Below are 23,711 nucleotides of genomic sequence, written 5' to 3'. Positions count from 1 at the left end.
GAGCGCCCGCCGGCCCCGGCCCCAGGCCGCTGACATCTGGAGAGCACGTTGAAGCCAAGAATCAAAGCTTCCCGCCAGGACGAGCCCGGCGCCGACGGGAGCGCCGAGGTCGAGGAAATCACGCTGTCCGAGCAGGTCTACCGCCTGCTGCGGCGCGACATCATGAGCGGCGCGTTCGCGCCCGGCCAGTCGTTGCGCCTGGAGTTGCTCAAGCAACGCTATGGCAGCAGTTTCTCGCCGATCCGCGAGGCGCTGAACCGCCTGCGCAGCGAACGCATGGTGATCACCACCACCTCGCGCGGCTTTCGCATCGCGCCGCTATCGGTCGAGGAAATGTGGGATGCCTGCGAAACCCGCATCCTGATCGATTGCGATGCCTTGCGGCGCTCGCTGGCCAACGCCGACGACGCCTGGGAGGCGCGCCTGGTCGGCGCCTACCACGCGCTGACGCGGGCCGCGCAGCGCGCCAGCGAAGCCGTGCCGCCCAGCCAGGAGCTGGAAGACTCGCTGGAAGCGCGCCATCTGGATTTCCATCACGCGCTGATCGGCGCCTGCCGCTCGCACTGGCTGCTGGACCTGTCCACGCAGCTGTATGCGCAGACCGAGCGCTACCGGCGCCCGGCGCGCGCCGGCGCCACCGCCTATGGCCCCGAACGCAATGTCGACGACGAGCACCGCCAACTGCTGGAGGCGGCGCTGTCGCGCGATGCCGAGCGCTCGGTGGCGATGCTGGCGGCGCACTATCGCAAGACCGCGCAATTCATCGAACACATCATTTCCCAGGACGACAGGCAGGCCATTCATGCGTGACTCGGTTATCGATCTCTTTTTCCCCACCATCGCCGAGCGCGAGGTGCAATACAACGCTCGCGAGTCAGTGGCGGATTTCGACGCCTGCGTGCGCCGCTACGCCGAATCGGCCGCCGCGGTGAAATCGCGCCGCCCGGGCCTGCTGGACCTGCGCTACGGCATGGGCGAGGACGAGCGGCTGGACCTGTTCCTGCCCGCCGCCAGCCGCGCGCCGGCGCCGCTGTTCGTGTTCATCCACGGCGGCTATTGGCGCGCGCAGCGCAAGGAAGACGCGCCGGTCATGGCCGAAGCCTTCAACGCGGCCGGCGCGGCCGTGGCGGTGCCGGAATACACCCTGGCGCCCGAGGCGACCCTGCCCGAAGTGGTGCGCGAAATGCGTTCGGCGCTGGCCTGGCTGTACCGCAACGCCGCCACCTACGGCATCGACCCCGACCGCATTTATGTTGGCGGCAGCTCCGCCGGCGGCCATCTGGCGGGGATGCTGGCCGCGCCCGGCTGGCCGGCCCGCTACGGGGTGCCGGACGACATCGTCAAGGGCACGCTGGCACTGAGCGGCCTGTTCGACCTGCGGCCGCTGTGCGACATCCTGCCCAATACCTGGCTGCAGCTGACGCCGGACCAGGCGGCGCGTCACAGCCCAATCTTCAACCTGCCCGAGCGCGCGGGCCCGATGCTGCTCGCGGTGGGTGGCCTGGAGACGCAGGGTTTCAAGAACCAGACCGAGGCGTTCGAGCGGGCCTGGACCGGCGCGGGCCTGCAAGCCACGCGCGTCCCCACGCCGCATTGCAATCACTTCGACCTGGTGAACGAACTGGAGGACCCGGCCAGCGACCTGACCCGCGCCACGCTGGCGATGATGGGCCTGGCGCCGCAGCCGTAAGCGGGCGCGTCATGGCCGACCTGAAGCTGCTCGAAGACCTGATCGCGCTGGCGCAGAGCGGCAGTTTCGTGCGCGCCGCCGAGGCGCGGCACGTGACGCACCCCGCGTTCGGCCGCCGCATCCGCGCCCTGGAGGCCTGGGCCGGCGCGCCGCTGGTGGACCGCCAGCGCGTGCCGGTCACGCTGACCGCCGAAGGCGAGGCGCTGCTCAAGACCGCCACCCAGGTGGTCGAGCAGATGGGCTTGGTGCGCCACCGGATCCGCAGTTCCGGCGCGGGCGGCGAAGCGGTGCTGCGCATTGCCACCGGCCGCAGCCTGGCGCGCACCCTGGTGGCCGACTGGATCGCGCGCCTGCGGCATCGCGCGCCCAAGGTGTTGACCGAGGGCACCCAGCTGGAAATCTCCACGGGCAAGATGGAAGACATGGCGGTGCGGCTGGAGCAGGGCAAGGTCGACCTGCTTTGCTGCTACGAGCATCCGGCCCTGTCGATGCCGCTCAATCCGGTGCGCTACCGCTACATGACGCTGGGCACCGACAAGCTGGTGCCGGTGAGCCAGGCCGATGGCCGCGGTCGCGCCCGTTACGTGTTGGGCGAAGGCGGCCATCCGGTACCGCTCATCACCTACGCCGGCGGCTTGTCGATGGAACGCATCCTCGGCGATCGGCTCGAATCCACGCCCTATGCGCTGGTGCCGTTTGTGCGCAGTGATTCGCTCGACGCCGCCCATGGCGCGGCGGCCAAGGGGCTGGGCGTGGCCTGGCTGCCGTGGTCGATGGTGGCGGCCGATTGCCGCCGTGGCACCCTGGTATCGCTGGGCGGACGCAGCGACGAAATCGCTTTCGAAGTGCGCCTGTACCGCTCGCGGGCGCGCCTGGCGGACGTGGCCGAGGCGGCCTGGGAAGCCACCGCCAACCGCAAGGCCTAGGGCCTGGGCGAGGCGTCTTTCAGGGAGGCTGCCGCGGGCCGCCCGGCGTACGGGCGAACATCGTGAAGCTTGCCGCCTGCCAACCCAATCAGCACGGGAATGTGCTGATTTGGCACATTATGGCCGGGCAGCGCGCCGCAGAATGTCTTCCGACATTTCAAACGAGACGGCGCCGCCGTCCACGACAGCACCCCAGGGAGAAACTCATGATTTCCATTACGCATCCGCTACGCGGCGCGTTGGCCGCGCTCTGCGCCGCGTCGACGCTGGCCATCGCCGCGCCGGCCGGCGCCGCCGGCTACCCCGATCATCCGATTTCGCTGGTCGTCGGTTATCCCGCCGGCGGCAGCGTCGACCTGACCGCGCGCCTGTTCGGCGAGGAACTGGCCAAGCGCCTGGGCCAGAGCGTGGTGATCGAGAACGCCGGCGGCGCCGGCGGCACCATCGGCGCGCAGCGGGTGGCCCGGGCCGCACCGGATGGCTACACGCTGCTGCTGGGCGCGACCAATGAGATGGTCATCGCCCGCATGATCAACAGCGCCGTGAAGTACGACGGCGCCAAGGATTTCACCGCGCTGGGCGTGATCGCGTCCCAGCCCATGCTGTTGGCGGCCAGCAAGCAGTCGGGCGTCAAGAACGCGGCCGACTATCTGCAGAAGCTGCGCGCCGCGGCGCCGGGCACCTTCAATTACGGCTCATCCGGCGTGGGCACGTCGCTGCATCTGGCCGGCGAAATGGTCAACCAGTCCACCGCCACGCGCGCCGAGCATGTCCCGTACCGCGGCGTGTCGCCGCTGGTGACCGACCTGATGAGCGGACAGCTGGACTTCGGCATGCTGGTGCTGTCATCCGGCCTGCCGCAGGTCCGTGGCGGCAATATCGTGGCGGTGGGCGTGACGCAGAAGCAGCGCTCGCCGGTGGCGCCGGACATCCCCGCGCTGGCCGAGACTCCGGGCTTCGAAGCGGTCGATGTCAGCGTGTCGTTCTCGCTGTATGGCCCGGCCGGCCTGCCGGAACCGGTGGCATCGAAGCTGCGCGCGGCGCTGGCCGACACGCTCAAGTCTGAACAATTCCGCACCAAGATGCAGGAGGCCGGCGGCGTGCTGGCGCAAGTGGGCGTGGATCCGGTGGCCTACCAGGCCGAGGAAGCGCGCAAGTACGGCGCGCTGGTCAAGGCCGCCAGGATCGAGGCGCAGTAGCGCGCATCCGGGCCGGACGGCGACGGCCGCCCCTTGGCGGCCGTCGCCGTGTCCGGCTACACGTTTTCCATCATCCTTTTCCGCAGCAACGCAGGCAACACCATGGATTTCACGCTTCCCGTTCCCGACCTCGCCGCCGAGCGCCTGGGCAATACCGACACACCGGGCGTCTGGCATTTCGATTCGGGCTTGCCGGGCCGCGCCCTGATGCTGTCGGCGCTGGTGCACGGCAACGAACTATGCGGCGCCTGGGCGCTCAAGGATCTGCTGGCGGCGGGGCTGCGGCCGCGGCGTGGGCGCCTGACATTGGCCTTTTGCAACCTGCCGGCGTTCGACCGTTTCGATCTGGCGCGCCACGACGCCTCGCGTTTCGTGGACGAGGATATGAACCGTGTCTGGAGCGCCGAGCGGCTGGACAATCCCACCAGCAGCGATCGCCGGCGCGCGGCGCAATTGCGGCCCTGGGTCGAGCGCGCCGACTGGCTGCTGGACCTGCATTCCATGCATGAACCGGGCGCGCCCCTGCTGCTGACCGGTGTGCTGCCGCGCAATATCGCGCTGGCGCGACGCCTGAAGGCGCCGCAGCACGTGATCGTGGACGCCGGCCACAAGGACGGCGTGCGCATGCGCGACTATGGCCGCTTCGGCGATGCATCGAACGACGACGCCTGCGCGTTGTTGATCGAATGCGGGTTTCATGGCGATCCAGCCGCGCGCGGTGTGGCGCGCGACATGGTGGCGCGCATGTTGGTCGAGTCGGGCGTGATCGATGCGGACGATGTGCCGGCCGGCTGGCGGCAGCCGGACGCGGCCACGCAGCGCGTGCTGGAAGTCACCGACGCGGTGGTGGCGCCGTCGATGGACCTGCGCTTCTCGCAACCCTGGCAGGGCCTGGAAACGCTGGAGAAGGCGGGGTCGGAGATCGGCCGCGCCGACGGCCGGGCGATCGTCACGCCCTATGACAATTGCACCCTGGTGATGCCGTCGCTGCGCCAGCTCAAGCCGGGCGTGACGGTGGTGCGGCTGGCGCGTGACTATGCGGGCTGAAGGCGCGCACAGCGCACGGTGAGCGCGGCGCCGCGGTTGTCGACCGCGGGCGGCGCCCCGAGGCCGTCACTGCTGCGGCGTATAGCGCAGCTCGTCGAGCTGATAGCCTTGCGCGGTCGCGGCCGCCAGGGCGCGGTCCAGGTCTTCCTTGGGCAACTGCGGCGAGCGTGACAGGATCCACAGGTACTTGCGGTTGGGCGTGCCGACCACGGCCCAACGGTAATCCGGATCGAGTCCGATGATCCAATAGTCGCCTTTGAACGGCTTGAAGAACGACACTTCGAGCTTGGCGTTGTTGCTGCCTTCGACCACGGTGGCGGTGCCCGAGGCCGAGTCGATGTCGCCGTCCTTGGTGCGGCAGCGGTTGTTCACCCCGACGGTGCCGTCCGGGTGTTGCGTGTACTCGGCGGTGGTGTCGCCCACGCAGTTGCGCTGGAAGAACATCGGAAAATTGGCGATCTCGTACCACTTGCCGGCATAGCGCTTCAGGTCGACCGATGCCACGGTCTGCATGGGCGGCGGCGCGGCGTGGGAGATCCCGGCCGCGCCGGCGGCCAGGGCCAGCAGTAATGTTGCAATGCGGCGCATGGGGAAAGCCTCCTGATCCAAAACCCTAACAATACGCCTTATTTGCGCGGGGCCTTCAGGGCGGCGTGATAGCGGGCGACGTAGGTGTCGAAGTCGACGTCATCGGACTGCTCGATGCGCAATTGTTCGGCGCTGGAATCGAGCGCGGCCTGGCGGTACTCGGCCGCGACCGCTGCGGCCAGCGGCTCGGCGCGCAGGGCCTGCGCATGGCCCCGGCTCTGGCGCAGCGAATAGTCGTGGAACGATTCGCCGCTGTCGTTCAGCGCGGCCAGCAGGCGCGCCGACGGCGTGGCGTCGGGCTGGCCGAGCTTGGCGCGCTGCACGGCCAGGCTGGCGGCGTAGGCGCTGCCGCCCAGGGCCGCGTCGTACAGGGCGGCATAGGGCGCGATCTGGTCCAGCAGTTCCTGGCCCCATTGCGCCAGGCCGATGGCCTGGCCGTCGCGGTTCAGCTGCAGGCCGGGCTTGCGGCCTTCCTTGACCACGGTGGCGAAGTTGTCGGCGCTGCGTTGACAGTAGCCGTTGGCGGGGAAGAACGGGCTGTCGGCGGCGGCGCAGAACAGCAGAAAGGCGTCAACGAAGCGGCTGGTGTCGGCGTCGATGCCCACGGGCGAATCGGGGTTGATGTCCAGGCAGCGCACTTCCACGTACTGCACGCCGCGCTCGGCCAGCGCGGTGATCGGGCGTTCGCAGCGGCCGGTGGCGCGCTTGGGGCGGATGCTGGAGTAGTACTCGTTTTCGATCTGCAGCACGTTGGTGTTGAGCTGGATCCATTCGCCGTTGCGATGCGTGCCGATCTTCTGGTAGTCGGGCCAGGGCTGCGTGACCGCGTCGTACAGGCGGCCCAGGAACGTGTCGAGGTCGTTGTAGCAGAGCTTGAGCTGCGATTGGGCCTTGTTCTGGTAGCCCAGGTCGCTCATGCGCAGGCTGGTGGCATGGGGCAGGTACAGGGTGTGGTCGCCCAGCCGCTGCAGGCCGTGTTCGCCATCGCGCAGGAAGTCGCGCGCCAGCGCGGGCGCGGCGCCGAACAGGTACATCAGCAGCCAGGAGTAGCGCGTGAAGTTGCGGATCAGGCCGATGTAGCCGCGCGAGCGCCGCTCCTGGTCGGTGCCGGGCTGGGTGTCGAGCACTTGCCACAGCGCCTCGGGCAGCGAGAAGTTGTAATGCACGCCGGCAATGCACTGCATGGTCTTGCCGTAGCGCTCGGCCAGGCCGCGGCGATAGACATGCTTGAGCATGCCGGTGTTGGACGTGCCGTACCAGGCGATGGGAATGTCGGCCTCGGCCGGCAGGGTGGCCGGCATCGACTGGTTCCAGATCAGTTCGTGGTCCAGCACGCTGTAGACGTGGAGGTGGGTGGCGGTCAGCTCGGCCAGCAGGGCGTCGACGTTGTCGTGGGTGCCGGTGATCAGTTCGAGCAGGGATTCCGAATAGTCGGTGGTGACGTGTTCGTTGGTCAGCGCGGAGCCGAGCCCGGCCGGGTGCGGCGTGCGGGCCAGGATGCCCTGCTCATCGACGCGCAGGCCTTCTTTTTCGATGCCTCGCAGGGTCTGGGCCAGGAGCGCGCGGTTGGCTTCCAGGCGGGAGAGGCGTTGGGCGGCGGTATCAGTCACGGAATCTTCTCGGAGGGGTCGTCGCCGGATTTTACGGGGTGCTGGCCTCCTCTGCCGAGGGAGCCAGTACTGGAGACAGGGACAATTGTGCGGCGGTGCGCGCCAGCCATTCGTCCAGGTCGGCGTAGACCGGGTCGGCGATGGGGGCGGTTTCGTTGAAAATCTCGTGCCAGGCGGTGTCGTACCAGCGCAATGTCAGCAATTCGGCCGGGGCCCGCTGGGCGAACTGGCGGCTGCCTTCGGCCGCCACGATCGAGTCGTCGCCGGCCACCATCAGCAGGGTGCGACAGGGCAGCAGGTGCGCCTCGCGCAGCGATTCGCGGCCACCTTCGTCGACGAAACGGGCCAGCCGGCCCGTCATGCTGCGGCGCACCAGCGGGTCGGACCGGTACGCCTTGACCACGGCCCGGTCATGCGAGATGCGGGCCGGCGCCAGGCCGTGGGGGACCCGCAGGTCGGGCGCGTGCAGCGACATCCAGGTCAGGGTGCGGCGCACCCAGGGCGGCACATTGACCACAAACGGGGGCGAACTGAGCACCAGGGCGTCGATGGGCGCCAGCTGCCGCAGCGCGAGCCGCACCGCCACCAGGGCGCCCAGGCTGTGGCCCAGCAGGATGGGCGGACGGCCCTGGGCGCTGCTCCAGGCGGCCAGGCGGGCGGCGGCGTCGGTCACCAGGTCTTCCTGGTGCGCCAGGGTGGCCGGGCGTCCGCCCGAGCGGCCATGGCCGCGGTGGTCATGCGCGCCCACGGTCCAGCCGCGGGCGGCCAGCCAGCGCGCCAGCCGGTCGTAGCGCCCGGCATGCTCGCTCAGGCCGTGCAGCAGGTAGATGCTGGGCGTGCCCGGGCCGACTACCGGCGGGGGCACATTCGGGGCGGCGGGCCAGACATAATTGGCCAGGGGCGTGCCGTCGGGCGCTGGGGTCATCGAAATCGGCGACAATTTGGGGCTGTCCTCGAAATGAAAAGACCGTGGGTCTTTACGGTAATGACGATTTCATCGCTGTTTCGTTTCATGTTCAAGAAAGCCGGCGTAATTCTTGCGCTGGCGCTGCTGGTCAGCGCCTGTTCGCCGCGTTACAACTGGCGCGAGGTCGATGTGGCCGACGGCCACGCGCGGGCGGCTTTCCCGAACCGGGTGCAGACCGAGACCCGTAAATTGCGGCTGGATACCCATACGCTGGATTTCACCCTGGCCAGCGCGACCGTTGGCGAGGCGGTGTTCGCCATCGGCTCGGCGCCGCTGCCGCCCGAGATCGCCGCCGATCCGGTAGCCCGCCAGGCGCTGGGCGTGGCGCTGATGCGCTCGTTGTACGTCAACATGCAGGCGCCGCCGCCCACCGCATGGCCGCCCTACGGGCAGGACATCGACGTGCAGGGCAAGGCCATGGGCAAGCCCGGCTGGCTGCGGGCGCGGGTGTGGATCACCGACACCATGCTGATCGAGGCGGTGGCGGCGGGCACCGAGGCCAGCCTGCCCGAGGAGCGGGCGCGTGAATTCCTGAGGTCGGTCGTGGTCAAGCCGTGACCGGATGCAGCAGTCCGCGCCTGATGGCCGTCGCCACCGCGGCGCGCCGGCCCCGCACCTGCAGCTTGCGGCAGGCGTTGCGCAGGTGGAAGTTGACGGTGCTTTCGCTGATGTCGAGGATGCGGGCGGTTTCCCAACTGGTCTTGCCGATGGCGCTCCAGTGCAGCGAGGCCGATTCTCGCGGCGACAGCCGGACGACGGCGGGCGGAGGGGCGAAAGCGGATTTGGCGGACATGGCGGATTCGGCGCGAAGTGGCTGGCAAAGACAACCCATGCTCCGATCGGCGGCGCGCAGCCGACAAGCGCCGATGCCGGCACGTATCTCACTTTGAATCTCTGATGGAATAAACGGATGCTGGCCATCGTGCAGTTCTATTTGTCGGCCATCGTATTGATGTTGCCGCTGCTGTCCTGCGTCGGCATCGGCGTGTTCTGGGGCAAGCGCGACCTGCCGTTCGGCGGCGCCTTCATCACCACGCTGGTGACGTCGGTGACCACGCCGGCGCTGGTGTTCCACACCTTCGTCACCACGCGTCTGGACGACCGCGCGCTGGCCGACGTGGCGGCCGCCACGCTGCTGGCGTTATTGCTGTGCGCGCTGGCTTGCGCCGCGCTGCTCAAGCTGGGCCGCCTGCCGGTGCGCACGCTGCTGCCGACGGCGTTCCTGCCCAACGCCGGCAACCTCGGCCTGCCGATTTCGCAACTGGCGTTCGGCGATGCCGGCCTGTCCGTGGCGGTGGCGTTCTTCGCTGTCAACTCGTTTGTCATGCACACCATCGCGGTGCGGTTGTTGCCCGGGGTCAACACCAAGGGCAGCTGGAAAAGTCCCATCCTGTTGGCGTCGGTGGTGGCGGTCGCGATGCGGCTGCTGAATATTCCGGTGCCCGCCTGGCTGATCGAGACGGCCCGCATGCTGGGCGCGGTGACGGTGCCCCTGATGCTGCTGAGCCTGGGCCACGCGCTGGCGCTGATCCCCGCCAACGGCCTGCGCGATGGCGCCAAGGTGGCGCTGATGCGGTTGGTGACCGGCCTGGCCGCGGGCCTGGCGATTGTCTGGGTCCTCAACCTGGAACCGGTGCTGGCCGGCGCCCTGACCTTGCAGATGGCCATGCCCTGCGCGGTGGTCAGCTACATGTACGCCAAGCGCTACACCGCCATGGGCGATACCGCCGCGGGCGCCGTACTGGTGTCAACGGTGGTGTTCCTGCTGCTGGCGCCACTGATGCTCTGGTTCAGCCACGCCGGCATGTAGCACGGCCGTGGTCCTGCCGCCGCGCGGCGCCGGTCAACGGCGGCCGCGTTTTTTTGCGCCGCGCGCACGTCCGCCGCGCGGGCGCAATGTCACGCACCGTGTCATTTCCTCGCCCGGTTTTCCGGCAATCGACGGCTGCGCATTCAGGCTGTCCGATTCTGGGCGGCATGCGCTTCTTTCACGCCCGGCCTTCAGATATTTTTCATAGCCAATTGGCCGTGATGGTCGATTCACTCACTTGGTTTGGTGTGTCGGACCTGAGGCGCATGGCGCCGCTTCCTGCTACCCAGAATCAACGCGTCACCTGTGATTCCCGGCTCCGGCGCCTCGCCGTGGCCGATGTTGGAAAACAATCAAAATGTCTCAACCTGTCCGTCCGCGGAAACCTCACCGGCCGTCGCGTGGCCCTGCAATCTCCGACTGCCGGCGGGCGGGGTTTCCATCCCGCCCGGTGCCTGTCCGCGGCATGTCGATGCTGTTGCTGGCGCTGGCCGCTGCCTGGTGCGTACCGGCATGGGCCGCGCTGCCAGACCTGCCCGCGCCGCAAGCTTCCGACAAGCGTGAACTCGAACGCGCCTTCGCGTCGTTCCTGCGGGAAGCGGCCCGGTCCGAGCAGGCGCGCCGCGATGCGCGCGGCAATCCGCTGATGGCCGCGGCCAGCGGCGCGCGCGCGGGCGCTTCGAGGCCCAGCCTGACCGTACCCTTGGGCGACAGCCGCCTGTCGCTGGCGCGGGACGCTTTCGCGCTGTCCACGCCCGATTCGCGTTTCCGTATCGGCGGCGGCGCCATGGACGATGCGCCGATCGGCCGCGTCGAATATTCCCGCCTCATCACCGACCGTTTCGCGTTGGGCGCAAGCATGCAGGTGGGCCAGTACCAGCGCGAACTGATCGGCCGCGGCATCTTCGTCGATGCCAGCAAGCAGTATGAGTTCGATGCCGCCGTGTCGCTCATGAAGGGCCGGCCATCGTTCGATTTCGATTCAGGCAGCGCGCGCGTGCCGGTCACGCAGCTGGCCGGCGTGCTGGCCGCGCGCCGGCTGTTCGCGCCGGAATCGGGGGTGGGGCTGCAGTCGCTGGGCGCGTCCGCGTGGGGCGCGCGGGCCCGCAGCCCCAACGACCTTTCCAGCCGCACGGTGATCCAGGACTACGCCGACTACACCCGGCTGCTCTACGATCCGCGGCGCATCTCCACCGGCCGGTTGTACGGCGCCAGCCTGGACCTGCAATACGCGCCGTTCTCCTCGCTCGTGCTCAGCACTTCGCTGGGCATGGAGCACGAACGCTACCCGATGGGCGATGGCTCCGTCGAAAGCCGCCGCCGTCCCTACCTGTCGGGCGGGCTGAAGTTCGAGTTCTACAAGGACTACCTGCTGGACATGCGCGTGTCGAACGGCGTGTCGCGCGATTTCGTCGCCACCCTGGCTGGCGACAAGGCGCGCCTGTCGTTCGGCCTGTCGCGCGGCCGCGACGGCGCCCTGAACAGCAAGACGGTCATGGTCTACGTCGACCTGATGAAGCTGATCTCGCCCGCGCGCTACACGGCTGACGCCAGTTCACTGGCGATGCGCGAATCGTTGCGGCAATTCACGGGCGAGCGCCTGCTCGACAAGGCCGTTTCGCGTCCAGACCATATTCCGCAAACCTTCCTGGCCAAGGTCGATCGCACCGGCGTTCGGGAAGTCTTCGTCGAGAAGGCCGGCCTGCCGCCGGGCGCCACCGTCAGCGCCGACGGCCAGCGCCTGGTCGTGGCCGTGGGCAGCGGCGGCCTGACGCTGGACGCCGTGCAGAGAAACGGCGCCGTGCTGTCCGCGCCGCCGCAGTTCTCGGTCGCGCCGGCGCAACTCACGGTCGACTTGTTCACGCTGCCCGTTCCGGCGCAGATCGACGAGTACGTCGCGCGTGTCACCGACGCCACCATGGCCTCCTACAACGTCAAGATCACCGTGGGCCGTAAATGAACCGTCCGATGAAGATGTCCAAACCCCTCCAAGCGGCTTCCGAGCTGGTTTTCCACTGCCTCATCGGGGCGGGCTTTGTCCTGTCCGTGTCCAGCGCTGGCGCGGCGTTCGCCGCGTCGCGGCTCGACGTGGTCAATGTGGTGATCGAGCGGCTCAGCGCCACCCCGAATATGGTCTTCCGGGACCCGGCCCCGCTCGCGGTCCGGGTCGGGGGCGTGCTGGCCAACCCGGCAAGCAGCGACCAGCCCGCCAGCAAGGGCGCCATCAGCTACCTGTCGAGCGATCCGGCGATCGCGCTGGTTGCCGCCGATGGCTCGGTCGAAGCGGTCGCGCCCGGCACGGTCACCATTACCGCCGTCCAGGCTGCCGACCCACCCGCTTTCGAGGCGGGCACCGGCAGCTATCCGCTCAGCGTCATCGGCGGTTGGGCGGCTGTCACCGCCCTCACGTCGCGGACCTGGCTGGTCGATGAGCCCGTCGAGCCGTTCACGCCCGTGGGCGTTACCGGCGCCATCAACGGCCCGCTGCGCTACACCATCACGCCGGCGTTGCCCGCCGGGCTGACCTTTGCCGCCGATACCGGCGTGCTGTCGGGCAGCGCCACGGCCGAATCGCCCTTGACCGCCTATACCGTGCGGGTCAGCGACACCGGCGCATCGGCGCCGCCGATCGAAGCGACGTTCACGCTGGGCGTGGCGCCCGCGTTGCGGTTCGACGTCACGCATGGCGACATGACGGCGCTGGCGAACACCCCCTTCACCGGAACGGCGCCGCTGACCGTCGCGGGCGGGGTCGGCACACTGCGCTATGCCATTACCCCGGCGTTGCCGGCTGGCCTGACCATGGACCCGGACACCGGGGCCATCAGCGGTACCCCGGCGGCCGTTTCGGCCGCGGCCAACTATACCGTCACCGTCACCGACGGCGCCTCGCCCGCCCACACGATCACTGGCAGTTTCACGCTGGCCGTCAATGGCATGCTCGCGGCGACGCCGGTGGCGGCGAACCAGGACGTCGTGGCCGGCGATGCCATCGACTTCCACCCGGTGACGGCCGCCGGCGGCGTCGGCAGCCTGCATTACGCGGTATCGCCCACGCTGCCCGCTGGCCTGCATCTGGATGCGGCCACCGGCGCCATCACGGGCACGGCCACGACGGCCTCGCCCGCCACCACCTACACCGTCACCGTCGCGGACGACGCCTCGCCCGCCCACACCACCACCGGCAGTTTCACGCTGGCTGTCAATGGCATGCTTGAGGCGACGCCCGCGGTGGCGGACCGGAGCGTCATGGCCGGCGATGCCGTCGACTTCCACCCGGTGACGGCCGCCGGTGGCGTCGGCAACCTGCATTACGCGGTATCCCCCACGCTGCCCGCTGGCCTGCGCCTGGATGCGGCCACGGGCGCCATCACCGGCACGGCCACGACCGCCTCGGCCGCCGCCACCTACACCGTCACCGTGACGGACGACGCTTCGCCCGCTCACACCACCACCGGCAGTTTCACGCTGGCCGTCAATGGCGTGCTCGCGACGACGCCTGCGGTGACGACCCAAAACGTCGTGGCCGGCGATGCCATCGACTTCCGTCCGGTGACGGCCACTGGCGGCGTGGGAGACTTGCATTACGCGGTATCGCCGACGCTGCCCGCTGGCCTGCGCCTGGATGCGGCCACCGGCGCCATCACGGGCACGGCCACGACGGCCTCGCCCGCCGCCACCTACACCGTCACCGTGACGGACGGGGCCTCACCCGCTCACACCACCACCGGCAGTTTCACGCTGGCCGTCAATGGCATGCTTGCGGCAACGCCCGCAGTGACGAACCAAAGCGTCATGGCTGGCGATGCCGTCGACTTCCGCCCGGTGACGGCCGCCGGCGGCATGGGCAACCTGCATTACGAGGTAACACCCACATTGCCCGCCGGGCTGCGGATGGATGCGGCCACCGGCGCCATCACGGGCACGGCCACGACGGCCTCGCCCGCCGCCACCTACACCGTCACCGTGACGGACGGGGCCTCGCCCGCTCACACCACCACCGGCAGTTTCACGCTGGCCGTCAATGGCGTGCTCGCGGCGACGTCCGCGGTGACGACCCAAAACGTCGTGGCCGGCGACGCCGTCGATTTTCGCCCGTTGACGGCCGCCGGCGGCGTCGGCGACCTGCATTACGCGGTATCGCCGACGCTGCCCGCTGGCCTGCAGTTGGATGCGGCCACCGGCGCCATCACGGGCACGGCCACGACGGCCTCGCCCGCCGCCACCTACACCGTCACCGTGACCGACGACGCCACGCCCCGGCATTCGATCAACGCCAGCTTCTCGCTGGGCATCGCCGAGAGCCTGTCGGCCACCAAGGCGGCGACTGTCGCGCAGGTCGTGGTCATGGGCGATACCGTTAGCATCACACCGGTGACAGCCGCCGGGGGCGCCGGCACGCTGCACTTCGGCGTGGCGCCGCCCCTGCCGGCCGGGCTGACGATGAACGCCACCACCGGCGCCATCACTGGCACACCGACGGCCGAATCGAAGGAAACCACGTACACCGTCACGGTCACCGACGACGCCGCGCATTCGGCCACCGCCACCTTCCCGCTGCAGGTCAATGTGGGCCTGACGTCGAATTTATTCAACGCGGCCGAGACGCACCGCGTCACGGACCCGGTGGACTACACGCCGGCCAACACCTTCGGTGGGGTGCCGCCATATCAGTTCTCGGTGACGCCGGCGCTGCCCGCGGGCCTGTCCATGGACGCGGCCACCGGTAACATCAAGGGGGTCGCGACCGCGCCGTCTCCGTACACCACCTACACGTACACCGTGTTGGATAGCGCCACGCCAACGCCCCATTCGGCGAGCGGCAGCTTCTCGCTGGAGATCGCGGCGGCGCTCGCCGCGACGGTCCAGGCGCAGACGATATCCGTGCTTGCCACGGACACGGTCAATGTGACACCGGTCAAGGCTGAGGGCGGCCTTGGGTTGCATCACTTCAGCGTGCAACCCGACCTGCCCGCCGGTCTCAAGATGGATGCCTTGAGCGGCACTATCGAAAGCGTTGCCGGGACCCCCATAGAGGTGTCCGCCGCCCGCGAATACACCGTCACCGTTGTCGACAGCGCGGAGCCCCGCCAAACCGTGACTGGCCGATTCACCCTGGCGGTGGCCCCAGGCATCGTCGCCGCGCCCGCGGCCACGCCGTTGCCGCCGATGGCCCTCAATCAACCGCTGGCCGCCACCGGCAGTCCGGTGACGGTCTCCGGCGGGGTTGGGGCGTTCACGTATAGCGTGAGCCCGCCATTGCCGGCCGGCCTGGCCATGGACCCGGCCACCGGCGTGATCTCCGGGACGCCGACCGCCGAGCAGATCGACGCCGATCCCGAGAAATACACCGTCACGGTCACCGACAGCGCCACCCCCGCGCACACGGCCACCGCCCGGTTCGGTCTCGTGGTGTACGAGCCCGTGACGGCGACCGTCCTGGAGGCCAAAAAGACCTACATGCTCGGCGATGCCATCAGTTTCCAGCCCGTGAAAGGCACGGGCGCGGGCAACCGGCAGCTCAAGTACCGCATGAATGGCGGAGGCTTGCCGGCGGGAATGCAGATAGATCCCGATACCGGCGTCATCACCGGCACCGCGAACGAGGCGCTCGGAGAGGACACCTACAGCGTCGGGGTCTGGGACCCGGCGGTGGCAGGGGTGGTGGCCCAGGGCGGCTTTTTCAGCCTGGAGATCCGTCCAGCGCTTGAAGTGACGCTGACGACGGACGTTCTGGTCAGGTCCAACCAGGTTAATGACGTTTCCGCCGATGATTTCGCGACGGTGTCGGGCGGGGTCGGAAACGTCACCATCACCCTGAAGCCGGATGAATCCACGGACGCGACATTGATGAAGTACATCACGGTGTCGGACGGCGGCCCAACCGGCCGCGATGCGATCAAGGTCGTGGTGGCCCGGCATCCGGAAACGGTTACCGACCCCACCGCGCACATCGTCGGGTTCTTCGAGCTGACGGCCACCGATGCGGCGGGGCACCAGATCATCGAGGAGTTCCAGGTCGACTGGGTTGGCTTGATGGAGGGCTGACGCGGCCAATCCCTAGCGCCCCCGGGGCCGGCCACGACGCGCCTGGCGCGTCGCGGTCGGGCGGTGGCGTGCGGCCAGCGCTTACGCCGCGCCCGCCATCGCGCGTAGTTGTGCCATCAGCGCATCGGGAATCTCCACGCCATGCTTGAGCGCCTCGTCACGCAGTTTGCGACGGCGGTCGCCGGGCAGGCGCACGCCGTCGTCTTCCAGCATCGCTTCCACCAGGGTCTCGACCCGCTCCAGGTAAGCGTCGTCGCCGGCCAGCGCGCCAGGGTCGATGGCCATGAAGGCCTGGCCCAGCCGCGCCGGGCCGCCTGCATCGACGAAGAACGACTCCGTCTCGAAACCGAATTGTGAGCCGGTCAGGGCGCACGCCAGCAGTTCAATGATCAGCGCCAGCATCGCGCCCTTGACGCCGCCGGCCGGCAGCATGCTGCCGGCCAGTCCGGCCTTGGGGTCGGTGGTGGGCTGGCCATCGGCGTCCAGCGCCCAGCCCAGCGGAATCGGCTGGTTGTCGCGCGCGGCGATCATGAGCTTGCCGCGCGCCACCTGCGACAAGGACAGGTCGATGACGATGCGGCCGCCGCCGCGCCGGGGGAACACGGCGGCGATCGGGTTGGTGCCGAACAGCGGGCGTTTGCCGCCCCAGGCCGGCATGGCGGCGGGCGAATTGCTCAGCGCCAGCGCGACCAGGCCGGCGTCGGCCAGGGCTTCCAGGTGATAGCCGGCCTCGCCGAAGTGGTGGCTGTTGGCCACCCCGATGAAGGCCACGCCCTGCTCGCGCGCGCGGCGGCCGGCCTCGGCCACCGCCAGGGCGCAGGCCGGGAACGCCAGGCCCGAGCCGGCGTCGATCAGCGCCGCGCCGCCGCGCTCGCGCACGATGCGCGGCACGGCGCTACCGATGGCGCGGCCGGTGCGCAGGTGGCCGGCATAGAACGGCACGCGCGACAGGCCATGCGAGCTCAGGCCCTGGCTTTCGGCGAAGACCAGCGCGCGGGCGGTGCTATCGGCCATGGCCGGGTTGGCGCCCGCGGCGGCCAGGCCTGCCGCGGCCAAGTGTTGCAGTTCGTCCAGATAAATGTGAGTCATATCCTTCCCGTCAGCGAGGCGCGCCGCGTTTCATTCGGCGCCGCCGGTAAGCGCTATTGTCACCCCGGCGGCCACCATATCGGAAACCCGGGTGTTGGCTTCCTGAGTCAGGCCGGCAATGTGCGGGGTCAGGATCAGGTTGGGAGCGCCGGCCAGCGCGCCGCCGGCCGGCAGGGGTTCCTGTTCGAACACGTCCAGCGCCGCGCCGCGCAACTGGCCGGCGCGCAGCGCCGCCGCCAGCGCGGCCTCGTCGACGATGCCGCCGCGCGCCGTGTTGATCAGTACCGCACCCGGCCGCATGGCGGCGATACGGTCGGCGTCCAGCAGATGCCGGGTGGCGGCGGTCAGCGGCACATGCAGGGTGACGGCGTCGGCCTGGGCCAGCAGCTCGTCCAGTTCCAGCCGCGTGGCCCCGGTCTCGGCCCAGGCCGGGTGGGTCGCCGGCAGCGCCGCGTCGCAGGCGACCACGCGCATGCCCAGGCCGGCGGCCAGCCGCGCGGTCAACTGGCCGATGCCGCCAAAGCCCACCACGCCCAGGGTGCGGCCGTGCGCCTCCAGCCCTTGCGACAGGACCGTGCGCGGCCACTGGCCGGCGGCCACTTCGGCGCTGGCGGCATACGCGCTGCGCAGTAGCGCGAGCAGCGTGCCGATGACGTATTCGGCCACCGCGCGCGCGTTGGCGCCGGTGGCTGGCACCACCTGGATGCCGCGCGCCGCGCAGCCGGGCAGGTCGATGTTGTCCAGCCCCACGCCCAGCCGGCCGACCGCCCGCAGGCGCGGCGCGGCCGCCAGCAGCGCCGCGTCCACCTGGCTGCGGTTGCGCACGATGAGGGCGTCGGCCGCGCTGGCCGCCCGCAGCAGGTCGTCGCGCCGTTCCACCAGGTCGGGGGCGTAGCGCACGTCGAAACGCTGCCGCAAGGCATCGACGGCGGGCGCGTCCATGAACTCCGAGATAAGCACATGCATGGGTCGGCTCCGGCGTCAGGCGATCTGGATGTTGGCGTCGCGGATGATCTTGGCCCAGCGGTCCACCTCGGTGCGCAGGTAGCTGCCGAATTCCGCCGGTCCGCGCGGCTGTGGCACAAAGCCCAGTTGTGTCAGCGCCTGCTTCATGGCGGGTTGCGAGACCTGCTTGACGATGGCATCGCCGATGCGCTGCACGAGTTCCGGCGGCGTGTTGGCCGGCGCCATGACCCCGGTGAAATTCTCCACGATCAGGTCGGGCAGGCCGGCCTGCGCCACCGTCGGCACGTCGGGCAGGTCGGCGCTGCGGGCGCGCGTGGTGATGGCCAGAGCGCGCAGCGAGCCGTTCTTCACGTGCGCCAGCGATTCGGGGTAATTGGAGAAGACCACGTCCAGGTGGCCGCCGATGAGGTCGGTCAGCGACGGCGCGCCGCCTTTGTAAGGCACGTGCATCAACTGGACGCCGGTCAGCTTCTGGTAGAGCGCCAGCGTCAGGTGCGGCGGCGTGCCGTTGCCGCTGGAGCCGGCCGCCAGCGGCTTGGCGGCGGCCGCGCGTGCCAGGTCCGCCATGGTCTTGATGGGGCTCTTGGCGTTGACCACCACCATGATGGGCGAAGACGCCAGCCCGGCCAGCGGCACCAGGTCGCGGGTCAGGTCGTAGCCTGCCTTGCCGGCGAACAGCGTGGCATTGGCGGCATGCGACAGGGTGATCGCCAGCCAGGTGTAGCCATCGGGCGCGGCGTGCGACACATGCGCCGCGCCGATGTTGGCGCTGCCGCCGGGGCGGTTCTCGATCACGATGTTCCAGCTTTCGGCATCGTTCAAGGCCTTGCCTACCTGGCGCGCGGCCACGTCGGTCAGGCCGCCGGGCGGGAACGGCACAACATAGCTGATGGGCCGGTCCGGCCAGGCGCCTTTCTGCGCCAGCGCCCGTTGCCATGGGGTCAGCGCACAGAGGCCGGCCGCGCCGAGCGTGGCCAGTACGCGGCGGCGCTGGGCGTCGTCGATAGGGGGGTGTTGCTCGCGATTCATCTGTCTTCCTCCTTGGGGGTGGCGCCCGGGTAGGAATGCTTACGCCTGTGCTGCCGTGGCGGCTTGCGCCCGGGTCTGCATGCTTTTGTGCGTGTGCTGCGAGGGAACTGCGGTGCTGCGGGAACGCCGTCCGTACGGCATGGACGGCGGTTGGCGCGCGGCGCGGCCGGGTTGCGGCGCAACCCGGCCGCGCCGGTGCGCCGTCAGGCGCTTTCGAAGATGCGGGTCAGGACGAATTCGCGGTGGCCCAGGGCTTCGGCCGCGGTCCAGCGGCCGTTGGCGGTGGCCAGCATGGATTCGAGCAGCTTGTCGCCAGCCTGGTTCAGGTCGATCTCGCGCTGCAGCAGGCCGCTGGTGTCGACGTCGATGTGTTCCGACATGGTGCGCACCGTGCGCGGGTTGGCGCAGATCTTGATGACCGGCAGGATCGGGTTGCCGATGACGTTGCCCTGGCCGGTGGGAAAGAAGTGCACCGCGTAGCCGGAGGCCGCGCACAGCGTCACCATCTCGGCCGCGGCTGAGGACGAATCCATGAACCACAGACCCGGGCCGTCGGGGATCTCGGCCTTGTCCAGCACGCCGTCGACGCGGCACTGCTTGCCGATCTTCTGGATGTTGCCCAGCGCCTTTTCCTCGATGGTGGTCAGGCCGCCGGCGATGTTGCCCTTGGTGGGTTGCGATTCGGACAGGTCGCTGGTCTTCCAGCGGTCGATCATGGCCTGGTAGCGGTCGAACATGAACATGAAGCGCTCGCGCACCGCGTCGTTGGCGCAGCGCGCCGCGACGATGTGCTCGCCGCCGGTCAGTTCCGAGGTTTCGCCGAACACCAGGGTCGAGCCCAGCGCGTAGAGCTTGTCGAAGGCGTTGCCCACGGTCGGGTTGGCGCCGCAGCCGGAGGTGGTGTCGGACTCGCCGCATTTGGTCGAGACCCACAGGTCCGAGATCGGACACGTGCTGCGGGTCAGGGCGGTGGCGTAGTGCACGAACTCCTTGGCGCAGCGCGAGGCCCGCATGATGGTGTCGTGGTCGCCATGCAGTTCGATGCTGAAGCCCATGACCGGCTTGCCGGTGGCGGCGATGCCGTCGACCACGCGCTTGGTCCAGCCTTCCTCGATGCCGATCACCACCACTGCCGCCACGTTGGGGTTGCAGCCGGTGCCGATGAGCGTGCGGAAGTGCAGTTCCAGGTCCTCGCCGAATTGCAGGCGGCCGTAGGGGTGGGGCAGGGCCAGGGTGCCCTTGATGTTGTTGGCCACGGCCTCGGCCGCGGCGTTGGAGATGTCGTCCACGGGCAGCACGATGACGTGGTTGCGCACGCCGACCCGGCCGTTGTCGCGGCGGTAGCCCTGGAAGGTGGTCTGAGCATTGATGACGGACATGATGGTTTCCTGTGTGGGCGAAGGGAGCGGCTTACCAGCGCTTGGTCTTGATGTTGTGCACATGGGCGTGCTGGCCGGCCTGGATCGGCGCCACCACGCGGCCGATGTCCACGCCGTACTTGTAGACCGTGTCGCCCACGGCCATGTCCTTCATCGCCACCTTGTGGCCGATGGGGATGTCCTGCGAGGCCCGCACATGGACGATCTTGTCCTCGTCCATGATCCAGGCATTGAGCTCCGTTCCGGCGGTCAGGCCTTCCACCACGGCGACCGCCACCGTGTCCTTGGCATCGTGCAATACGGCGTGAATCATCGTCTTCCTCTCCTGGGTGAGCGCCGCGGCGGACTGCCGCGGGCGCTTCGGATCACAACGTCCGGCAAATCTTAGGGCCGGCTTTTTTCCATGTCAACTAAATCATATATATGAACTGAATGACTTGAGAAGGTGCCGCGCGCGCCGCTACACTGGAGGTCCTGATTTATTGCGATGCACCCATGAACACCAGCCTGTCATCGACTGTGCCTTTGGGCAGTCCCTTGTACGAGCAGGTCAAGCTGGCCGTGCTTGCCGCGCTGGCGCAAGGCGAGTGGAAGCAGGGCGAGGCGATTCCGCCGGAGAAGCACCTGGCCGAGCGTTTCGGCGTGTCGATCGGCACGCTGCGCAAGGCGATCGACGAACTGGCCGCCGAGAACATCCTGGTGCGGCACCAGGGCCGCGGCACCTATGTGGCGGCGCACACCCGCAACCACCACTTCTTCAAGTTCTTCCGCATCCTGCGCCAGGATGGCCACAAGTCGTACCCGACCACCGAGCTGCTGCGTTTTCGCCGCGTCAAGGCCTCGGCCGAGGCCCGCGACAAGCTCGGCCTGGCCGCGGGCGCTTACGTGTTCGAATTCCTCAACATGCTGTCGCTCAACGGCGACGTGGTGATGGTCGACGACATCTGCCTGCCGGAATCGCGCTTTCCGGGCATGACCGAAGCGCACCTGCGCGAGCGCGCCAGCACGCTGTATGCGCTTTACCAGGATGTGTTCGGCGTCAACGTCATCGCCACCGACGAACGCCTGCGCACCTGCCTGGCGGACCGTGCCCACGCGCGCTGGCTGGGCGTGGCCGAAGGCGCGGCGTTGCTGGAGATCCGCCGCGTGGCCTATTCGTACAACCGCCAGCCGGTCGAATGGCGCATTTCGCGCGTCAACACCGGGCGCTATGAATACCTCGGCCATGAACCCTGGGAGGCGGGCGCCTGAGCCGGACCGGGCGCGGACCCGCTGCCCGCCGCCCGCCCAGCCGCTTGCCGACCCCGCCGCCAGCAGTGCTAGAATTCCTGCCGCACCACCCAATTTTCGGCGCCGATTTGCCTGATCCGCTTGCGGGCGCCTTCCAATAAATCCAGCTAAAGAGGTCCGTATGACCACTCCTGCCCAGAATTTGGCCGGTGATCCGGCCAGTGCCGCGCCCGCGAACCTGCCCGCCGCCATTGTTCGGTCCGATGCCGCTGATCCCGGTTCCGTCGGACCGGTCGCTCCCGTCTTCCTGCGTTTCGACGAGCCCTTGCCGCTGCTCAGCGGCCAGTCGCTGGCCAGCTACGAGCTGGCGGTCGAAACCTATGGCACGCTCAACGCCACCCGCAGCAACGCGGTGCTGATCTGCCACGCCCTGAATGCCTCGCACCACGTCGCGGGCCAGGCCGCGGACAACCCCGGCGACGTCGGCTGGTGGGACAACATGGTGGGCCCGGGCAAGCCGGTGGACACCAACGTGTTCTTCGTCATCGGCGTCAACAACCTGGGGTCGTGCTTCGGCTCGACCGGGCCGGCCAGCATCAACCCCGAGACCGGCAAGCCCTGGGGCGCGGCGTTTCCCGTGTTGACGGTGGAGGACTGGGTGCGGGCGCAGGCGCGGGTCGCGGACCATTTCGGCATCGAGCGCTTCGCCGCCGTGATGGGCGGCTCGCTGGGCGGCATGCAGGCCCTGAGCTGGGCCATCACGCTGCCCGAGCGCGTGGCCCACTGCGTGGTCATCGCCAGCACGCCGCGCCTGTCGGCGCAGAACATCGGCTTCAATGAGGTGGCGCGCCGCGCCATCATCACCGACCCGGATTTCCACGGCGGCGATTACTACGCGCAGGACACCGTGCCGCGCCGCGGCCTGTCGGTGGCGCGCATGATCGGCCATATCACGTACCTGTCCGACGACGACATGGCCGAGAAATTCGGCCGCGCCCAACGCGAGCCGGCCGCCGACGGCGCCTACCGCTATGGCTACGACGTTGAATTCGAGGTCGAGTCGTACCTGCGCTACCAGGGCGAGAAGTTCACGCGCTATTTCGACGCCAATACCTATCTGCTGATCACCCGCGCGCTGGATTATTTCGATCCGGTCCGCGAGACCGGCGGCGATCTGGCGCGCGCGCTGGCGCCGGCCAAGTCGGATTTCCTCTTGGTGTCGTTCACGACCGACTGGCGCTTTCCGCCGGAGCGCTCGCGCGAGATCGTGCGCGCCTTGCTCAAGAATTCCAGCCCCGTCACTTACGCCGAGATCGACGCGCCGCACGGGCACGATGCCTTCCTGCTGGACGATGCGCGCTACCATGCCGTGGTGCGCGGCTATTACGAGCGCATTGCCCGCGAATTGGGGCTGACCGCCGCTCAGACCGAAGGACGCTCCGCATGAATCCCGTGACTCCCCGTCCCGCCGTCAACACGCTGCGCCCCGACCTGGCGCGCATCGCCAGCTGGATCGAACCCGGCAGCCGGGTGCTGGACCTGGGGTGCGGCGACGGCGCGCTGCTGGCGCACCTGCGCGACCACCGCCAGGTGCGCGGCGCGGGCGTCGAACTGGACGACACCTGCGTCATCGCCTGCGTGCGGCGCGGCGTCGAGGTGATCCAACAGAACCTGGAAGACGGCCTGGCGCTGTTCGACGACAAGCAGTTCGACACCGTGGTGCTGTCGCAGACGCTGCAGTCCATGCACCGCACCGAGCACATCCTGCGCGAGATGGCGCGGGTGGCGCGCCATGGGGTGGTGTCGTTTCCCAATTTCGGCTACTGGCCGCATGGCTGGGCCATCCTGCGCGGCCGCATGCCGGTGACGGGCCAGATGCCCTACCAGTGGTACAACACGCCCAACATCCACCTGTGCACGTTGCGCGACTTCGAGCAACTGGCCGCCGAACTCGGCCTGCGCATCCTGGAGCGCGCCACCTTCAACGAAGGGCGCGAGATCAAGGTCTTTCCGAGCTGGCGCAGCACCCTGGCGGTGTACCGCTTCGCCTCGCCCTGACATTCTGAAACGCCGGCTGACGGCCTGGGTGGCAGCGCCTAAAATGCCGCAGGCCCGCCGCGCCCGACCGCGCGT

21 protein-coding genes and 1 riboswitch are annotated in these 23,711 nt (G+C 69.0%); of the genes, 12 read left to right on the top strand and 9 right to left on the bottom strand.

The genetic code is table 11. The annotated features are described in order from the left end of the window. Nucleotides 1-48: 48 nt before the first annotated feature. The 5 genes from HV701_RS04555 to HV701_RS04535 all read left to right on the top strand — a co-directional run bounded on the left by HV701_RS04555 (nt 49) and on the right by HV701_RS04535 (nt 4,862). Nucleotides 49-810, top strand: a complete 762-nt coding sequence (locus HV701_RS04555; RefSeq protein WP_175131882.1) for a GntR family transcriptional regulator — start codon at nt 49-51, stop codon at nt 808-810. Then, nucleotides 803-1,690 carry an alpha/beta hydrolase gene (locus HV701_RS04550; protein ID WP_175131881.1) on the top strand — a complete coding sequence of 296 codons (888 nt, stop codon included), beginning with the start codon at nt 803-805 and terminating at the stop codon, nt 1,688-1,690. Before HV701_RS04555 ends, HV701_RS04550 begins: the two co-directional genes overlap by 8 nt. 11 nt (nt 1,691-1,701) lie before the next feature. After that, nucleotides 1,702-2,616: a LysR family transcriptional regulator gene (locus tag HV701_RS04545; protein ID WP_175131880.1), complete on the top strand. Its 915-nt coding sequence runs from the start codon at nt 1,702-1,704 to the stop codon at nt 2,614-2,616. A gap of 206 nt (nt 2,617-2,822) precedes the next feature. After that, the gene (locus HV701_RS04540; RefSeq protein WP_175131879.1) at nt 2,823-3,815 is read left to right on the top strand and encodes a Bug family tripartite tricarboxylate transporter substrate binding protein; all 993 of its coding nucleotides are present in this window, start codon (nt 2,823-2,825) and stop codon (nt 3,813-3,815) included. A 102-nt stretch (nt 3,816-3,917) separates the two neighbouring features. After that, a complete protein-coding gene (locus tag HV701_RS04535) occupies nt 3,918-4,862 on the top strand; it encodes a M14 family metallopeptidase (protein ID WP_175131878.1) in 945 nt (314 codons plus the stop codon). Nucleotides 4,863-4,928: 66 nt separating this feature from the next. On the opposite strand, the gene HV701_RS04530 is transcribed toward HV701_RS04535, so the two are convergent. From HV701_RS04530 to HV701_RS04520, 3 genes are read right to left on the bottom strand one after another with little or no spacing between them, the layout of a single operon-like run. Then, on the bottom strand, nt 4,929-5,450 hold the full coding sequence (locus HV701_RS04530) for a lipocalin family protein (protein WP_175131877.1): 522 nt from the start codon (nt 5,448-5,450) through the stop codon (nt 4,929-4,931). A 38-nt stretch (nt 5,451-5,488) separates the two neighbouring features. After that, nucleotides 5,489-7,060 carry a glutamate--cysteine ligase gene (gshA, locus tag HV701_RS04525; RefSeq protein ID WP_175131876.1) on the bottom strand — a complete coding sequence of 524 codons (1,572 nt, stop codon included), beginning with the start codon at nt 7,058-7,060 and terminating at the stop codon, nt 5,489-5,491. A 31-nt stretch (nt 7,061-7,091) separates the two neighbouring features. Next, nucleotides 7,092-7,985, bottom strand: coding sequence for an alpha/beta hydrolase (locus tag HV701_RS04520; protein ID WP_175131875.1), 894 nt, complete (start codon nt 7,983-7,985; stop codon nt 7,092-7,094). 60 nt (nt 7,986-8,045) lie between these two features. On the opposite strand from HV701_RS04520, the gene HV701_RS04515 reads away from it, so the two are divergent. After that, nucleotides 8,046-8,585, top strand: a complete 540-nt coding sequence (locus tag HV701_RS04515) for a hypothetical protein (RefSeq protein WP_175131874.1) — start codon at nt 8,046-8,048, stop codon at nt 8,583-8,585. Here the strand turns inward: HV701_RS04515 and HV701_RS04510 are convergent. After that, the gene (locus tag HV701_RS04510) at nt 8,575-8,820 is read right to left on the bottom strand and encodes a helix-turn-helix domain-containing protein (RefSeq protein ID WP_175131873.1); all 246 of its coding nucleotides are present in this window, start codon (nt 8,818-8,820) and stop codon (nt 8,575-8,577) included. The genes HV701_RS04515 and HV701_RS04510 overlap by 11 nt on opposite strands. A 117-nt stretch (nt 8,821-8,937) precedes the next feature. Here HV701_RS04510 and HV701_RS04505 point away from each other — a divergent pair, with 117 nt between their 5' ends. The 3 genes from HV701_RS04505 (at nt 8,938) to HV701_RS04495 (ending at nt 15,885) form a co-directional block, all read left to right on the top strand. Further along, nucleotides 8,938-9,837 carry an AEC family transporter gene (locus HV701_RS04505; RefSeq protein ID WP_175131872.1) on the top strand — a complete coding sequence of 300 codons (900 nt, stop codon included), beginning with the start codon at nt 8,938-8,940 and terminating at the stop codon, nt 9,835-9,837. A 466-nt stretch (nt 9,838-10,303) separates the two neighbouring features. Continuing rightward, nucleotides 10,304-11,797 carry a hypothetical protein gene (locus HV701_RS04500; protein WP_175131871.1) on the top strand — a complete coding sequence of 498 codons (1,494 nt, stop codon included), beginning with the start codon at nt 10,304-10,306 and terminating at the stop codon, nt 11,795-11,797. Between the two features lie 8 nt (nt 11,798-11,805). Next, nucleotides 11,806-15,885: a putative Ig domain-containing protein gene (locus HV701_RS04495; protein ID WP_175131870.1), complete on the top strand. Its 4,080-nt coding sequence runs from the start codon at nt 11,806-11,808 to the stop codon at nt 15,883-15,885. An 81-nt stretch (nt 15,886-15,966) separates the two neighbouring features. Here HV701_RS04495 and HV701_RS04490 read toward each other — a convergent pair whose 3' ends face one another. The 5 genes from HV701_RS04490 to HV701_RS04470 form a co-directional block, all read right to left on the bottom strand. Then, nucleotides 15,967-16,974, bottom strand: coding sequence for an Ldh family oxidoreductase (locus tag HV701_RS04490; protein WP_175131869.1), 1,008 nt, complete (start codon nt 16,972-16,974; stop codon nt 15,967-15,969). A gap of 30 nt (nt 16,975-17,004) precedes the next feature. Continuing rightward, entirely contained in the window at nt 17,005-17,940 is a 936-nt protein-coding gene (locus tag HV701_RS04485; protein ID WP_175131868.1) for a hydroxyacid dehydrogenase, read from the bottom strand. Between the two features lie 15 nt (nt 17,941-17,955). After that, entirely contained in the window at nt 17,956-18,969 is a 1,014-nt protein-coding gene (locus tag HV701_RS04480) for a Bug family tripartite tricarboxylate transporter substrate binding protein (RefSeq protein WP_175131867.1), read from the bottom strand. Nucleotides 18,970-19,172: 203 nt separating this feature from the next. Next, nucleotides 19,173-20,348: a UxaA family hydrolase gene (locus tag HV701_RS04475; RefSeq protein ID WP_175131866.1), complete on the bottom strand. Its 1,176-nt coding sequence runs from the start codon at nt 20,346-20,348 to the stop codon at nt 19,173-19,175. Nucleotides 20,349-20,379: 31 nt separating this feature from the next. Continuing rightward, nucleotides 20,380-20,661 (bottom strand): UxaA family hydrolase, encoded by a 282-nt coding sequence (locus HV701_RS04470; protein ID WP_049070913.1) that lies wholly within the window; start codon nt 20,659-20,661, stop codon nt 20,380-20,382. A gap of 182 nt (nt 20,662-20,843) precedes the next feature. On the opposite strand from HV701_RS04470, the gene HV701_RS04465 reads away from it, so the two are divergent. The 3 genes from HV701_RS04465 (at nt 20,844) to metW (ending at nt 23,636) form a co-directional block, all read left to right on the top strand. Then, complete coding sequence (locus HV701_RS04465; RefSeq protein ID WP_175131865.1) at nt 20,844-21,599, top strand: GntR family transcriptional regulator; 756 nt, start codon at nt 20,844-20,846, stop codon at nt 21,597-21,599. Nucleotides 21,600-21,688: 89 nt separating this feature from the next. Continuing rightward, nucleotides 21,689-21,770, top strand: a riboswitch (SAM riboswitch). Continuing rightward, nucleotides 21,760-23,025: a homoserine O-succinyltransferase MetX gene (gene metX, locus HV701_RS04460; RefSeq protein ID WP_175131864.1), complete on the top strand. Its 1,266-nt coding sequence runs from the start codon at nt 21,760-21,762 to the stop codon at nt 23,023-23,025. It overlaps the preceding riboswitch by 11 nt. Next, on the top strand, nt 23,022-23,636 hold the full coding sequence (gene metW / locus HV701_RS04455) for a methionine biosynthesis protein MetW (RefSeq protein ID WP_175131863.1): 615 nt from the start codon (nt 23,022-23,024) through the stop codon (nt 23,634-23,636). The genes metX and metW overlap by 4 nt, the downstream gene beginning before the upstream one ends. Nucleotides 23,637-23,711 lie beyond the last annotated feature (75 nt).

The sequence above is a fragment of the Achromobacter pulmonis genome (assembly GCF_902859765.1).
GTDB lineage: Bacteria > Pseudomonadota > Gammaproteobacteria > Burkholderiales > Burkholderiaceae_B > Achromobacter > Achromobacter pulmonis.
Note: the sequence above shows the minus strand (reverse complement) of the source record. Positions and strands in the feature narration are given on the sequence as shown.